The sequence below is a fragment of the Pseudomonas sp. TE36184 genome, from assembly GCF_054060055.1.
This window is the reverse complement of sequence record NZ_JBSSCU010000001.1, coordinates 5181338-5196024: the sequence shown is the minus strand read 5'-3', so window position 1 is coordinate 5196024 and position 14687 is coordinate 5181338. Positions and strand designations below refer to the sequence as shown.

The 14687-nt window shown below is 63.4% G+C and carries 13 protein-coding genes; 6 read left to right on the top strand and 7 right to left on the bottom strand.

All coding sequences use genetic code 11. The features are described 5' to 3' along the window. Positions 1 to 47: 47 nt before the first annotated feature. The 5 genes from bioD to bioB all read right to left on the bottom strand — a co-directional run bounded on the left by bioD (position 48) and on the right by bioB (position 4645). Positions 48 to 728 (bottom strand): dethiobiotin synthase, encoded by a 681-nt coding sequence (gene bioD / locus ACVWZP_RS23345; RefSeq protein WP_046381837.1) that lies wholly within the window; start codon positions 726 to 728, stop codon positions 48 to 50. Continuing rightward, positions 725 to 1537: a malonyl-ACP O-methyltransferase BioC gene (gene bioC / locus ACVWZP_RS23340; protein WP_057005405.1), complete on the bottom strand. Its 813-nt coding sequence runs from the start codon at positions 1535 to 1537 to the stop codon at positions 725 to 727. The genes bioD and bioC overlap by 4 nt, the downstream gene beginning before the upstream one ends. Further along, positions 1530 to 2261, bottom strand: coding sequence for an alpha/beta fold hydrolase (locus tag ACVWZP_RS23335; RefSeq protein WP_457370185.1), 732 nt, complete (start codon positions 2259 to 2261; stop codon positions 1530 to 1532). The genes bioC and ACVWZP_RS23335 overlap by 8 nt, the downstream gene beginning before the upstream one ends. Continuing rightward, positions 2254 to 3435: an 8-amino-7-oxononanoate synthase gene (gene bioF / locus ACVWZP_RS23330; RefSeq protein ID WP_017847845.1), complete on the bottom strand. Its 1182-nt coding sequence runs from the start codon at positions 3433 to 3435 to the stop codon at positions 2254 to 2256. The genes ACVWZP_RS23335 and bioF overlap by 8 nt, the downstream gene beginning before the upstream one ends. A gap of 154 nt (positions 3436 to 3589) precedes the next feature. Continuing rightward, positions 3590 to 4645, bottom strand: a complete 1056-nt coding sequence (gene bioB, locus ACVWZP_RS23325) for a biotin synthase BioB (protein WP_017847846.1) — start codon at positions 4643 to 4645, stop codon at positions 3590 to 3592. Positions 4646 to 4737: 92 nt separating this feature from the next. On the opposite strand from bioB, the gene ACVWZP_RS23320 reads away from it, so the two are divergent. The 5 genes from ACVWZP_RS23320 to rarD all read left to right on the top strand — a co-directional run bounded on the left by ACVWZP_RS23320 (position 4738) and on the right by rarD (position 10539). Then, complete coding sequence (locus tag ACVWZP_RS23320; protein WP_046381835.1) at positions 4738 to 5475, top strand: ComF family protein; 738 nt, start codon at positions 4738 to 4740, stop codon at positions 5473 to 5475. Between the two features lie 58 nt (positions 5476 to 5533). Further along, positions 5534 to 6298 (top strand): TOBE domain-containing protein, encoded by a 765-nt coding sequence (locus ACVWZP_RS23315; RefSeq protein ID WP_057005408.1) that lies wholly within the window; start codon positions 5534 to 5536, stop codon positions 6296 to 6298. A 90-nt stretch (positions 6299 to 6388) separates the two neighbouring features. After that, on the top strand, positions 6389 to 8287 hold the full coding sequence (locus ACVWZP_RS23310; RefSeq protein WP_457370184.1) for a PhoX family protein: 1899 nt from the start codon (positions 6389 to 6391) through the stop codon (positions 8285 to 8287). A gap of 273 nt (positions 8288 to 8560) precedes the next feature. Beyond that, positions 8561 to 9535, top strand: coding sequence for a serine/threonine protein kinase (locus tag ACVWZP_RS23305; protein ID WP_017847850.1), 975 nt, complete (start codon positions 8561 to 8563; stop codon positions 9533 to 9535). Positions 9536 to 9654: 119 nt separating this feature from the next. Next, on the top strand, positions 9655 to 10539 hold the full coding sequence (rarD, locus tag ACVWZP_RS23300; protein WP_017847851.1) for an EamA family transporter RarD: 885 nt from the start codon (positions 9655 to 9657) through the stop codon (positions 10537 to 10539). A 222-nt stretch (positions 10540 to 10761) separates the two neighbouring features. On the opposite strand, the gene ACVWZP_RS23295 is transcribed toward rarD, so the two are convergent. Continuing rightward, positions 10762 to 11280 carry a glycine cleavage system protein R gene (locus tag ACVWZP_RS23295; protein WP_017847852.1) on the bottom strand — a complete coding sequence of 173 codons (519 nt, stop codon included), beginning with the start codon at positions 11278 to 11280 and terminating at the stop codon, positions 10762 to 10764. Positions 11281 to 11668: 388 nt separating this feature from the next. Here ACVWZP_RS23295 and ACVWZP_RS23290 point away from each other — a divergent pair, with 388 nt between their 5' ends. Continuing rightward, a complete protein-coding gene (locus tag ACVWZP_RS23290) occupies positions 11669 to 13846 on the top strand; it encodes a malate synthase G (RefSeq protein ID WP_046489083.1) in 2178 nt (725 codons plus the stop codon). Between the two features lie 156 nt (positions 13847 to 14002). On the opposite strand, the gene ACVWZP_RS23285 is transcribed toward ACVWZP_RS23290, so the two are convergent. After that, complete coding sequence (locus ACVWZP_RS23285) at positions 14003 to 14449, bottom strand: response regulator (protein ID WP_046381830.1); 447 nt, start codon at positions 14447 to 14449, stop codon at positions 14003 to 14005. Between the last annotated feature and the right edge of the window lie 238 nt (positions 14450 to 14687).

Below are 14687 nucleotides of genomic sequence, written 5' to 3'. Positions count from 1 at the left end.
GGCCCGTCAAAAACACTAATGGCATAATGCCTTATCGATAGCCAAAATCAGTCAAGCAAGTCCAAGTGCAGGTACTCAGCCACCGCGGCGCTGCTGGCGTGCTTGAGTTTGGGCACCCGGCCCAGGCACGGCGCGGGCAAGCGTTCGGCCAGGGTGGCGAGGTTTTCTTCCAGACGAGAGGTCTTCGGCTCGATGATATTCGCCACCCAACCGGCCAGCGGCAGGCCATCGCGCGCGATCGCTTCGGCGGTGAGCAGGGCATGGCTGATGCACCCCAGGCGCACGCCCACCACCAGGATCACCGGCAATTGCAGCGCCATGGCCAGGTCGGACAGGTTGTCCTGGTCGGCCAACGGCACGCGCCAGCCGCCCGCGCCTTCGATCAGGGTGAAATCCGCTTTTCGCGCCAGGATCTGTTGCATGGGTTTGAGCAGCGATTGCACCGTCAGCGCAACGCCCGCCTCGCGCGCGGCCAGGTGCGGCGCGATGGCCGGCTCGAACGCCACCGGGTTGACCTCGGCATAACTCAACGGCAACGAACACTCGGCCAGCAGTGCCAGCGCATCGGCGTTGCGCAAGCCTTTGGCGGTGACCTGGCAACCGGAAGCCACCGGCTTGCCGGCGGCGGTGCTTTTGCCGGCCAGGCGCGCGGCATGCAGCAGGCCGGCGGCGATGGTGGTCTTGCCGACATCGGTATCGGTGCCGGTGATGAAATAAGCGGCGTTCATAGAGGCTTCTCCAGTACGGCGTACACCACTTGGTAGGTGGCCGGCAGGCCCTGGGCCTGGCGGAACTGCTCGTAGGCGTCGATCAGTGCAACAATCCGCGCGCGGCCCGTCAACCCTCCCGGCCGCCCCGGGTTGAGATTGTGCGCGCCAAGCGCTTTCAATTCGTGGGTCAGGCTGCGCACATCCGGGTAATGCAACACATGAGCACGCCGCTCCAGGCTCCGCACCTTGAAGCCACTGGCCGCGCACAGCTGTTGATAGGCTTCGAAGCTGCGGAAGCGGTTGACGTGGACCCGCCCGTCCACCGCCCGCCAGCTTTCGCGCAACTCGTCCAATGTGCCCACGCACAAGCTGGCGAACGCCAGCACGCCGCCCGGCTGCAGCACGCGATAGGCTTCGCTGAGCACCGCCGCGAAATCCGCGCACCATTGCACCGCCAGGCTGGAGAAGATCAACCCGCAGCTGGCCGCCTGCAACGGCAGGCGCTCGGCGTCACCGGCGATGAAATGCTGCGCGCCGCCCAACGGCCGCGCATGGTCGAGCATGCCTTGGGCAATATCCAGCGCCACGCCTTGGCCGGCCGGCAGCCGTTCGCCCAGCACGCGGCTGAAATAGCCGGTGCCGCAGCCCATGTCCAACCAGCGCTGCGCACTGCAGGCCGGCGGCAGACGGGTCAGCAATTCATGTCCCACCGCGCGCTGCAACTCGGCCACGCTGTCGTAACTGGCGGCGGCACGGGAAAAGGAGGCCGCCACCTGGCGCTTGTCCGGCAACGCGCCTGGCAGGCAGGCATGGGCTAAATCAGTCATCAACGCACTCGTGCAAAAAAACCTGGATGGCCCCCGCTACACCGTGGGGGTCCTCCAGGAGAAAAGCGTGGCCGGCCTGTTCAATCAGGCCGATTTCGACATCGGGCAGCAGGCTCAGCAGGTCGCTGGCGGCTTCGGCGGGCACCAATTCATCCAGGCCCGCGAACAGGTGCAATTGCGGGCCGCGGTAGGCCACCAAGGCGTCGCGAGTATCCAGTTGGGCAAGCAGCTCGAGGCCGCTCATCAACACGTCCGACGGCGTCTGTGGTGCCGCGCTGGTCAGCAGACGCGCCAACCCGCGCGGGTCCGCGGCGCCTTTGGCGCACAACAGGCCGAAGCGCTTGAGGGTGACCGGGGCGTCGGCGTGGTAACCGGCGAGGAACGCCTCGAAAGTTGCGCCGGGCATCGCGTTCGGCCAACTATCACGGGCGACGAAACACGGGTTGCTCGCCAGGGTCAGCAACCCACAACAACGCTCGCCGCGCCGCGCGGCCAGCTCGGAAGCGAGCATGCCGCCCAACGACCAGCCACCGAGCCAGGCGTTGTCCGGCAGGCTCGCGTCGAGTTCGTCGAGCCATTCATCCAGGTCGCTGGAGGCCAACGCTGGCAACGGCTCGACCTGTACGCGCAGGTGTTCGTTCAGGCCGTGCAGGGCGGCGGCCAACGGCTCCAGCGGCGACACGCCGAGGCCCCAGCCGGGCAGCAGGATCAAGCGATCACGCATGGTCGGGCTCCGTCGTACCGGACAAGCGGAAACACGCTTCCAATGCGTTTAACAATAGCTGCACCTGCGCCGCGCTGTGGGCCGCGGTCAGCGTCACGCGCAAACGGGCGCTGCCGGCGGGCACGGTGGGTGGGCGGATCGCGGTGACCATCAGGCCGCGCTCGCGCAACATCCGCGACAACGCCATGGCCTTGGCACTGTCGCCGATCAGGATCGGCTGAATCGGCGTGAAGCTGTCCATCAGCGTCAGGCCGATCTGCTCGGCGCCGTGGCGGAACTGGCGGATCAGGCCGTTGAGGTGCTCGCGCCGCCAATGCTCGGTGCGCAGCAGCTCCAGGCTTTTCAGGGTGGCGCAGGCCAGGGCCGGGGGTTGGCTGGTGGTGTAGATGTAGGGCCGGGCGAACTGGATCAGGCTTTCGATCAAATCGTCACTGCCTGCGACAAAGGCGCCCGCAGTGCCGAACGCTTTGCCCAGGGTGCCGACCAGCACCGGCACATCCGCCTGGCTCAGGCCGAAATGCTCGACGATACCGCCGCCGTTCGCGCCCAACGGGCCGAAACCATGGGCGTCGTCCACCATCAACCAGGCGCCTTTGGCCCGCGCTTCACGGGCCAGCGCCGGCAAGTCGGCGAGGTTGCCGTCCATGCTGAACACGCCATCGGTGACCACCAGGGTATTGCCGGTGGCTTTCTCCAGGCGCTTGGCCAGGCTGGCGGCGTCGTTGTGCAGGTAGCGATTGAAGCGCGCCCCGGACAGCAGGCCGGCATCCAGCAATGAAGCATGGTTGAGGCGGTCTTCCAGCACCGTATCGCCCTGCCCCACCAGCGCCGTGACCGCACCGAGGTTGGCCATGTAACCGGTGGTAAACAACAACGCACGCGGGCGTCCGGTGAAGTCGGCCAGGGCTTCTTCCAGCGCATGGTGCGGCGTGGCATGCCCGACCACCAGGTGCGAAGCGCCACCGCCCACGCCCCAACGGGACGCACCGGCACGCCAGGCCTCGATCACCTGCGGGTGATTGGCCAGGCCCAGGTAATCGTTACTGCAGAACGCCAGTAGCGGTTGACCGTCCACCACCACTTCCGGACCTTGCGGGCTGTCCAGCAGAGGGCGTTGGCGGTAAAGGTGTTCGGCACGACGGGCAGCGAGACGCGCGGCGAGATCGAAAGACATGCAGGCCTCGGCAGATCAGAGAAATGTAAGACAGGGCGCGATCCCCTGTGGGAGCTGGCTTACCTGCGATAGCGGCAGGACTGTCACCACCGAAGTGTCAGAAAGACCGCTATCGCAGGCAAGCCAGCTCCCACATTTGGATCGCCGTGGTGCTTTAAACCGCGGCGTTGTAGAACTGCTCGCTGCTTTTCTGTTCCACCAACGCTTGCTCGATCGCCGCCTGGTGGACTTCGTCGGCGTGCTCTTCCCGCGCTTCCGGCAAGATGCCCAGGCGCGAGAACAGTTGCATGTCCTTGTCGGCCTGCGGGTTGGCGGTGGTCAGCAGTTTGTCGCCGTAGAAAATCGAGTTGGCGCCGGCAAAGAACGCCAGGGCCTGCATCTGCTCGTTCATCGCCTCACGGCCGGCCGACAGCCGCACATGGGACTGCGGCATCAGGATGCGCGCCACCGCCAGCATGCGGATAAAGTCGAACGGGTCGATCTCCTCGGCGTTTTCCAGCGGCGTGCCGGCCACCTTCACCAGCATATTGATCGGCACCGATTCCGGATGCTCCGGCAGGTTGGCCAGCTGGATCAGCAGGTTGGCGCGGTCGTCGAGGGACTCGCCCATGCCGAGAATGCCGCCGGAGCAGATCTTCATCCCCGAATCGCGCACATAGGCCAGGGTTTGCAGGCGCTCGGCGTAGGTGCGGGTGGTGATGATCGAGCCGTAGAACTCCGGCGACGTGTCGAGGTTGTGGTTGTAGTAGTCGAGGCCGGCCTGGGCCAGGGCTTCGGTCTGGTCCTGGTCGAGACGGCCGAGGGTCATGCAGGTTTCCAGGCCCATGGCCTTCACGCCTTTGACCATCTGCAGCACGTAGGGCATGTCTTTGGCCGACGGATGTTTCCACGCCGCGCCCATGCAGAAGCGGGTCGAACCGATGGCCTTGGCGCGGGCCGCCTCTTCGAGGACCTTCTGCACTTCCATCAGCTTTTCTTTTTCCAGGCCGGTGTTGTAGTGGCCCGACTGCGGACAATATTTGCAATCTTCCGGGCAGGCGCCGGTCTTGATCGACAGCAGGGTCGACACCTGCACACGGTTCGCATCGAAATGCGCGCGGTGTACGGTCTGCGCCTGGAACAACAGGTCATTGAACGGTTGCACGAACAGTGCTTTGACTTCGGCCAAGGACCAATCGTGACGCAGGGTGGCAGTGGTGCTGGCGCTCATGGGCGATTCCTTGATTATGCTTTGGCAAACGCTGTGGGAAGGGCAATACCCACAGGCACGACACGGATGCTCGGCATATTTAAGGAAGATTCATGCACTGTCAACCTGGATACAAACACCAAGTTTACATATGGTCAAAAAACGTACAGAACTGTTTAATCTGCGATGAAGCCACTGAGTCGGCCGATTGTGTGTGCAACGCCTGCGAAACCGAGCTGCCCTGGCTGATGGAGCAGTGCGAGGTCTGCGCCCTGCCCCTGCCGCTGGACGGTCTGATCTGCGGCCAATGCCAGAAACACCCGCCAGCCTTTAAACAGGTCATTGCCGCCTGGCGCTACAGCTTCCCCGTCGATAGTCTGATCAGCCGCTTCAAGCATCAGGCGCGCTGGCCCCTCGGGCATCTGCTGGGGCGCTTGCTGGGACGCCACCTGCAACACCGCTTCGACAACGCCGAACTGCCGCGCCCCGACTGCCTGCTGCCGGTGCCCATGGCGCGCAAACGCCTGCGCGAGCGCGGTTATAACCAGGCGTTGATGCTGGCACGCTGGCTCAGCGCCGAACTGCACATTGCCTACAATGAACACCTGTTGTTACGCCCCAGTGAAACCGTCGCGCAACAGGCGCTCGACGCCAAGAGCCGCCAACGCAACCTGCGCGGCGCCTTCGCCCTGGCGCGCGACATACCGGTACACGACCGCCACTTTGCGCTGGTCGACGACGTGCTCACCACCGGCGCAACCGCCCATAGCCTGGCACGTCTGTTGATGGAGGCCGGAGCGCGACAGGTCGACGTGTACTGCCTGGCGCGCACGCCCAAACCGGGTGCCTGACTTGACTCCGGCCGGCCTTGCCCGCAACGTTCCGCTCATCTCATCGAAGCGTAACCCCATGTCTCTGCCGACCTCCCTCAGCCAACACATCATCCGTCGCCCGCAGCGCATCGCTTTGCTCGCGCATATCGCCGAGCAGGGCTCGATCACCCGCGCGGCGAAAAGCGCCGGCTTGAGCTACAAAGCGGCCTGGGACGCCATCGACGAACTGAACAACCTCGCGCAAAACCCGTTGGTGGAACGCAGCGTCGGCGGCAAGGGCGGCGGCGGCGCCAGGCTGACGGCCGAAGGCGAGCGCGTGCTGCGCCTCTATCAGCGCCTGCAAGTGTTACAGGCCGAAGTGCTCGGCTCGGACGAAGCCGCCAGCGACTTCAACCTGCTGGGCCGCCTGATGTTGCGCACCAGTGCGCGCAACCAACTGCATGGCCAGGTCGTCGCCATCGAGCGTCACGGCCGCAATGATCTGATCCGCCTGCAACTGGCCGGCGGCCTGAGCCTGAGCGCGCAGATCACCCACGACAGCACGCAACGGCTGGAGCTGGAAGCCGGTGTTGAAGTGGTCGCCCTGATCAAGGCCGGCTGGCTGGAGGTGTGCGCCAGCCAGCACCCAGAAACACCTGGACACAATTGCCTGATCGGCAGCGTCGACGCCATTCTCGACGCCGAGGACGGCCCCAGCGAAGTGCGAATCGCCCTGCCCAACGGCCAGGTACTTTGCGCCCTGGCCCAGCCCCACGCGCTCAAGGCCCTGGGTGCCGCCGAAGGCCAGCCGATCCAGGTGCAATTCGCGCCGAGCAATGTATTGCTCGGCACGCCCGTCTAAGCGCCGGGCCTGCTGCGCCCGCCGTCAAACTGCAACAATTTCGTCATGCCCGCTCCTTATGGTGTCTGCAAAAACCGCAGGGAGCCTGACATGAGCCTATTAGAAGAAAACCAAGCCACCGACCTCGAACAGATGGTCGGCCTCACCCGCCGCCGCTTCATCGGCGCCGGTGCCCTGTGCGGAGCCGCGATGTTCCTCGGCGGCAACCTGCTGACCCGCAGCGCGCTGGCCGTGAATGCCGCCAACGCCAGCCCGCTGCTGGGGTTCGCCAGCATCGCCGCCGCCGCCAGCGACAGCATCACCCTGCCGCCCGGCTACAGCGCCTCGGTGCTGATCAGTTGGGGCCAGCCGCTGCACAAGAATGCCCCGGCGTTCGACCCGTCCGGCAACGGCACGGCCAAGGCCCAGGAGCAGCAGTTCGGTGACAACAACGATGGCATGAGCCTGTTCGCCTTCCCCGGCGACGACAACCGCGCGCTGATGGCGATCAATAACGAATACACCAACTACCGCTACCTCTTCGCCCACGGCGGCGCGCCGCAATCGGCCGAAGACGTGCGCAAGGCCCAGGCCAGCGAAGGTGTGTCGGTGATCGAAGTGCGCCGCCAGGGCGACACCTGGCAGTTCGTCCAGGACTCGCGCTACAACCGGCGCATCCACGGCAACTCGCCGATCCGCCTGAGCGGCCCGGCGGCCGGCCATGACTGGCTGAAAACCAGCGCCGACAAATCCGGCAAAAAAGCCCTCGGCACCTTCCAGAACTGCGCCAACGGCAAGACGCCGTGGGGCACTTATCTGACGTGCGAAGAGAACTTCACCGACTGCTTCGGCAGCAGCAACCCACAACAAACCTTCGACGCCGGGCAAAAGCGCTACGGCGTGGTGGCGGCGAGCAAAGAGATCAACTGGCACCTGCACGACCCGCGTTTCGATATGGCCAAGAATCCCAACGAGCTCAATCGCCATGGCTGGGTGGTGGAAATCGACCCGTTCGACCCGCATTCCACCCCCGTCAAACGCACCGCCCTTGGCCGCTTCAAGCATGAAAACGCAGCCCTCGCGGAAACCCGCGACGGCCGCGCCGTGGTGTACATGGGCGACGACGAGCGCGGCGAATTCATCTACAAGTTCGTCAGCCGCGACCCGATCGACCACCAGAACCCCAAGGCCAACAAAGACCTGCTCGACCATGGCACGTTGTTTGTGGCGATCTTCGACGCCGGCGACGGCAACGCCGACCACCCCAAGGGCAACGGCCAATGGGTCGAGCTGACCCATGGCAAGAACGGCATCGACGCCAGCACCGGTTTCGCCAGCCAGGCCGAAGTGCTGATCCATGCACGCCTGGCTGCCAGTGTGGTGAAAGCCACGCGCATGGACCGCCCGGAATGGATCGTGGTCAGCCCCACCGACGGCCAGGTCTATTGCACCCTGACCAACAACGCCAAGCGCGGCGAAGACGGCCAGCCGGTCGGTGGGCCCAACCCACGCGAGAAAAACGTCTACGGCCAGATCCTGCGCTGGAAGCCCAACGCCGATAACCACGGCGCCGCCGATTTCACCTGGGATCTGTTTGTGGTCGCGGGCAACCCCGGCGTGCATGCCGGTACGCCGAAGGGCGGCTCGTCGAACATCAACCCACAGAACATGTTCAACAGCCCCGATGGCCTGGGTTTCGACAAAGCCGGGCGCCTGTGGATTCTGACCGACGGTGACTACAGCAACGGCGGCGACTTCGCCGGCATGGGCAATAACCAGATGCTCTGCGCCGACCCCAACACCGGCGAAATCCGCCGTTTCATGGTCGGGCCGGTGGCGTGCGAGGTGACGGGGATCAGCTTCTCGCCGGATCAGAAGACCTTGTTCGTGGGGATTCAGCATCCCGGCGAAACCGGCGGTTCGACCTGGCCGGAGCATCTGCCCAATGGCAAGCCGCGTTCGTCGGTGATGGCGATTCGGCGGGATGATGGTGGGATCGTGGGCGCCTGACAGACCGCTATCGGGGGCAAGCCCCCTCCCACATTTTGATTTGTGAATACCTTCAACTGTGAGAGGGGGCAAGCCCCCTGCCACATGTTGATTTGTGAATACCTTCAACTGTGAGAGGGGGGCAAGCCCCCTGCCACATTTTGATTTGTGAATACCTTCAACTGTGGGAGGGGGCTTGCCCCCGATAGCAATGGCACAGCCGCCCCCTATCTCAGGCCCGGTGCGTTACCATACCCGGCCGGACGCGGCGCCCTGCTGCGCGCAGGAGTTCGCATGGCCCATCCGTTTGAAACACTCACCCCCGACCTGGTGCTCGACGCTGTCGAAAGTATCGGCTTCCTCAGCGATGCGCGCGTATTGGCGCTCAACAGCTACGAAAACCGTGTGTATCAAGTGGGCATCGAAGACGCCGAGCCGCTGATCGCCAAGTTCTACCGACCGCAGCGCTGGAGCAACGAAGCGATCCTCGAAGAACACAGCTTCACCTTCGAGCTGGCCGAGTGCGATGTGCCGGTGGTCGCGCCGATGATCCATAACGGCTCAAGCCTGTTCGAACACGCCGGGTTCCGCTTCGCTCTGTTCCCGCGCCGTGGCGGCCGAGCGCCGGAACCGGGCAATCTGGACCAGCTCTATCGCCTTGGCCAGTTGCTCGGGCGCTTGCACGCGGTCGGCGCGACCCGCCCGTTCGAACACCGCGAAGCCCTGGGCGTGAAGAACTTCGGCCACGACTCCCTGACCACCCTGCTCGAAGGCAACTTCATTCCCAAAAGCCTGCTGCCGGCCTACGAGTCCGTGGCCCGCGACCTGCTCAAGCGTGTGGAAGAGGTGTACAAGGCCACGCCGCACAAGAACATCCGCATGCACGGCGATTGCCACCCCGGCAACATGATGTGCCGCGACGAGATGTTCCACATCGTCGACCTCGATGACTGCCGCATGGGCCCGGCCGTACAGGACCTGTGGATGATGCTCGCCGGCGACCGTCAGGAATGTCTGGGCCAGCTGTCGGAGTTGATGGACGGCTACCAGGAATTCCACGATTTCGACCCACGCGAACTGGCGCTGATCGAACCGCTGCGGGCCTTGCGCCTGATGCACTACAGCGCCTGGCTGGCGCGGCGTTGGGATGACCCGGCGTTCCCCCACAGCTTTCCGTGGTTCGGCAGCGAGCGGTATTGGGGTGATCAGGTGTTGGCGTTGCGCGAACAGTTGTCGGCGCTCAACGAAGAACCGCTGAAACTGTTCTGACGGCGTTGCTTCCTGTGGGAGGGAGCAAGCCCCCTCCCACATAAAGCACTGCAGGCCCCACGAGCGGACAAATATCCTTACAATCGCGCTTTGTTAGCTGCCTAAGCAAGGATTCTGCAATGCACGCCGCCAACCCCCGCAAGGGCTACATCCTGGGCCTGAGCGCCTATGTCATCTGGGGTCTGTTCCCGCTCTATTTCAAAGCCATCGCCAGTGTCCCCGCCGCCGAAATCATCGTACACCGCGTGCTCTGGTCGGCGCTGTTCGGCACGCTGTTGCTGATGGTCTGGAAACACCCCGGCTGGTTCCGCGAACTGCGCGATAACCCGCGGCGCCTGGCGATCCTGGCGCTCAGCGGGGCGTTGATTGCGGCTAACTGGCTGACCTATGTGTGGTCGGTGAACAGCGGACGCATGCTCGAAGCCAGCCTGGGTTACTACATCAACCCGCTGGTGAACGTGTTGCTCGGCATGCTGCTCCTCGGCGAACGCCTGCGCCGCCTGCAATGGCTCGCCGTCGGTCTCGCCGCCGCGGGGGTGGCGCAACAGGTGTGGCAGGTGGGCAGTTTGCCGTGGGTGTCGCTGGCGCTGGCGCTGACCTTCGGTTTCTATGGCCTGATCCGCAAGCAGGCGCCGGTCAAGGCACTGCCGGGGCTGGTGGTGGAAACCTGGATGTTGGTGCCGATCGCCGTCGCCTGGTTGCTGTTCAACCCGTCGGCGCACAGCGCGCAGTTGGCATTCTGGAGTACGTCCGAAGCCTGGTGGCTGGTGGCCGCCGGCCCGGTGACGCTGATCCCACTGGTGTGCTTCAACGCCGCCGCACGGCATTTGCCCTACACCGCCCTGGGCTTTTTGCAGTACGTGGCGCCGACCCTGGTGCTGCTCGAAGCGGTGCTGCTGTTTGGTGAACAACTGGCAACCAGCACGCTGATCGCCTTCGCCTTTATCTGGGCCGGCCTGGTGGTCTACAGCCTGGACGCCTGGCTGACCGTGCGCAAACGCTGATCAAATAACGTACAAACCTCTGCAAGCCACGGCCCGCATGGCTTGCAGAGATCCACCCCAAGGTTATCCACAACCTGATCCCCGCCATTTGTGTACAAGCCCTTGAAACTGCTCGTTTTTTGCTCAGGTGATGGAGAAGCACGGCCGGCGTGGCCTGGCGCCGGGTCTCTACAGGTTATCCACAGGCCCATGCAAGATTTCCATGCATAACCTTGTGGGTGGTTATTCCTCGCGGCGCAGTTCCAACTCCACCATCAAGTCGTCGGCCAGGGTTTCCAGGGCCGCTTGCAGGGTGTCCAGCGCCAAGCCAGACGGCACCGCCAGTGATGCATCGGCGTGGAACAGCGGATCGCCGCTCATCGGCGCCGGGCGCACGTCGGTGCTCAAGCGTTCGAGGTTCACCCCCTGCTTGCTCAACAGCGCGGTGATCTCACGCACGATCCCCGGCCGGTCGTTGCCCACCAGCGTCATGGTGATCGGTTTGGACGCCGCCGCCTGCCCGGCGCCGCTCTCGCCCACCAGCACGCGGATACCGTGTGTGGATAAGTCCTCCAGCGCATTCACCAGGGCCTGACGGTTCTCGGCGGGAACGCTGACCCTCAGAATCCCGGCAAACTGCCCGGCCATGTGCGCCATGCGGCTCTCCAGCCAGTTGCCGCCGTGGGCCGCGATGTTCTGCGCAATGCGTTCAACCAGGCCGGGTTTGTCGGCGGCAATGATAGTGAGTACAAGATGGTCCATGGCGAAGCCCTCTGGAATTCAATCTACAAGGTGGACGCAGATGCCCCCGAAAACAAATCGTGTACCATTTTTATATTTATCTGGAACAATCCATCTGTTTCTTGAGAACATCCAAGACCCCACTGTGACCATACGACCAAAGTGGGTCGCTAAACGACGTATTTAGTCTAATTTTCACAAGCGCAAGTCATCATGTAGTATGCGCAATCGCGCACTACATAACGTTGGGTCGATGTCTGCCACGGCAACCATGCTCCGCGACACAGCCTGCCCAGCCGCCTTCACAGGCATGTACCGGCGCAGCGTGCCCGCGGTTTAAATGGCCAGAGGCTTCATTGGTAAATTGAAAAGCTGAAAAGCGCATAAGCTCCGCAGAGTGAGGCAAGCAATGACTGAACACGTTCAAGTCGGTGGCCTGCAGGTCGCCAAAGTCCTGTTCGACTTCGTGAACAACGAAGCCATTCCCGGTACCGGCATCACTGCCGACCAGTTCTGGGCCGGTGCCGACAAGGTCATCCACGACCTGGCACCGAAGAACAAAGCCCTACTCGCCAAACGCGACGATTTCCAAGCGCGGATCGACACCTGGCACCAGACTCACGCCGGCCAGGCGCATGACCCGGTGGCCTACAAAGCCTTCCTGCAAGATATCGGATACCTGCTGCCAGAAGCCGCAGACTTCCAGGCCTCGACCCAAAACGTCGATGACGAAATCGCCCGCATGGCCGGCCCCCAGCTGGTTGTGCCGGTGATGAACGCCCGTTTCGCCCTCAACGCCTCCAATGCGCGCTGGGGCTCGCTGTATGACGCGCTGTATGGCACCGACGCCATCAGCGAAGCCGACGGCGCCGAAAAGGGCCAGGGCTACAACAAGGTGCGCGGCGACAAGGTCATCGCCTTCGCCCGCGCCTTCCTCGACGAAGCCGCGCCGCTCAGCGCCGGCAGCCACGTCGATTCCACTGGCTACAAGATCGTTGACGGCAAACTCGTGGTCAGCCTCAAAGGCGGCAGCAACAGCGGCCTGCGCGACGATGCCCAGTTGATCGGTTTCCAGGGCGACAGCGCCCAGCCGATTGCGATCCTGCTCAAACACAACGGCCTGCATTTCGAAATCCAGATCGATGCCAGCACCCCGGTCGGCCAGACCGACGCGGCCGGCGTCAAAGACGTGCTGATGGAAGCCGCGCTGACCACCATCATGGACTGCGAAGACTCCGTCGCCGCCGTCGATGCCGACGACAAAGTGGTGATCTACCGCAACTGGCTCGGCCTGATGAAAGGCGACCTGGCCGAAGAAGTGGCCAAGGGTGGCAAGACCTTCACCCGCACCATGAACGCCGACCGCGTCTACACCGGCGTGAATGGCCAGGACGTGACACTGCACGGTCGCTCGCTGCTGTTCGTGCGCAACGTTGGCCACTTGATGACCATCGACGCGATCCTCGACAAAAACGGCAACGAAGTACCGGAAGGCATTCTCGACGGCCTGCTCACCAGCCTGGCGGCGATCCACAGCCTCAACGGCAACAGCAGCCGCAAGAACAGCCGCACCGGTTCCGTGTACATCGTGAAACCGAAAATGCACGGCCCGGAAGAAGCGGCGTTCACCAACGAGCTGTTCGGCCGCATCGAAGACGTGCTGAACCTGCCGCGCAACACCCTCAAGGTCGGGATCATGGACGAGGAGCGCCGTACCACGGTCAACCTCAAGGCCTGCATCAAGGCCGCCAGCGAGCGCGTGGTGTTTATCAACACCGGCTTCCTCGACCGCACCGGCGATGAAATCCACACCTCCATGGAAGCCGGCGCGATGGTGCGCAAGGCCGCGATGAAGACGGAAAAATGGATCGGCGCCTACGAAAACTGGAACGTGGATATCGGCCTCGCTACCGGCCTGCAAGGCCGTGCGCAGATCGGTAAAGGCATGTGGGCCATGCCCGACCTGATGGCGGCGATGCTCGAACAGAAAATCGCCCACCCGCTGGCCGGCGCCAATACCGCCTGGGTGCCGTCGCCGACGGCGGCTGCGTTGCACGCGTTGCACTACCACAAGGTCGACGTGTTCGCGCGCCAGGCCGAACTGGCCAAGCGCGAGCGCGCGTCGCTGGACGATATCCTGACCATCCCGCTGGCGAACAACCCTAACTGGTCGGACGAAGAAATCCGCAACGAGCTGGACAACAACGCCCAGGGCATCCTCGGTTATGTGGTGCGCTGGATCGACCAGGGCGTCGGCTGCTCGAAAGTGCCGGACATCAACGACATCGGCCTGATGGAAGACCGCGCCACCCTGCGCATTTCCAGCCAGCACATCGCCAACTGGCTGCGCCACGGCGTGGTCACTCAGGATCAGGTGATGGAAAGCCTCAAGCGCATGGCGCCGGTGGTAGACCGTCAGAATGCCGGGGATGCGTTGTACCGCCCGCTGGCGCCGGACTTCGATAGCAATATCGCGTTCCAGGCGGCGGTGGAGTTGGTGATTGAAGGCACCAAACAGCCTAATGGTTATACCGAGCCGGTGTTGCATCGCAGGCGTCGGGAGTTCAAGGCTAAAAACGGCCTGTAAATGAAAAAGCCCTGGTCTTGCGATCAGGGCTTTTTCTTTGAGGCTTGTGGTGTCCGGAATGGCCTCATCGGGGGCAAGCCCCCTCCCACAGGATGTACGCGGTCAACTGTGGGAGGGGGCTTGCCCCCGATGAGGCCTTTACATACACCGCAAAAATCAGGACCTCATCCCCAACTCGCGCTTGACCATCTTCGCCAACTTCACGCTATCAATCGGCTTGAGCAGAAAGTCCACCACGCTCAAATGCATCGCATCGATCACATCCAGCGCTCCGGCGTTCCCGGACACGACGATGATCGGCAGCGCCGCGCGCTCGGATTCGCGCACTTCGCGAATCAACTGGAGGCCGTTGCTCGGCGCCATGCGCAGGTCGGTGATCAGCAACCCAATGGAGCGGCTCGACTTCAAGAGTTTCAAGGCTGCCTCACCACTCTCGGCGGTCATGCAGCGAATCCCGTCCAGGCCCAGGATTTCCGCCAGCAGTTCGCGCGCATCCTTGTCGTCGTCGACGATCAACACGCGTTGTGGCGGTAAATCAGGCTTCAGCATCACAGCGCTCAGCGCTTCGCGCTCGGCATCACTCAAAATATCGTGGTCGGACATACGGTTCTCAGCTAGCTCTCATCAATCTCCCAGCACACTCGTCAGACATCTGCGGAAGGGCGAACAATGTGCACTTCGTCGGAAAGTTTGCCTAGTGGGCGTTCTACGGGGTTTGGACGATCGTCATGTAAGGTTTTTCCCTAGTTATGCGCCGTTTTCATCGACCTAGACTTACGTCCAATGGGCACCCGCCGTGCAGGAGTCGACCATGCAGGACGATAACGACAAAAACATCGCG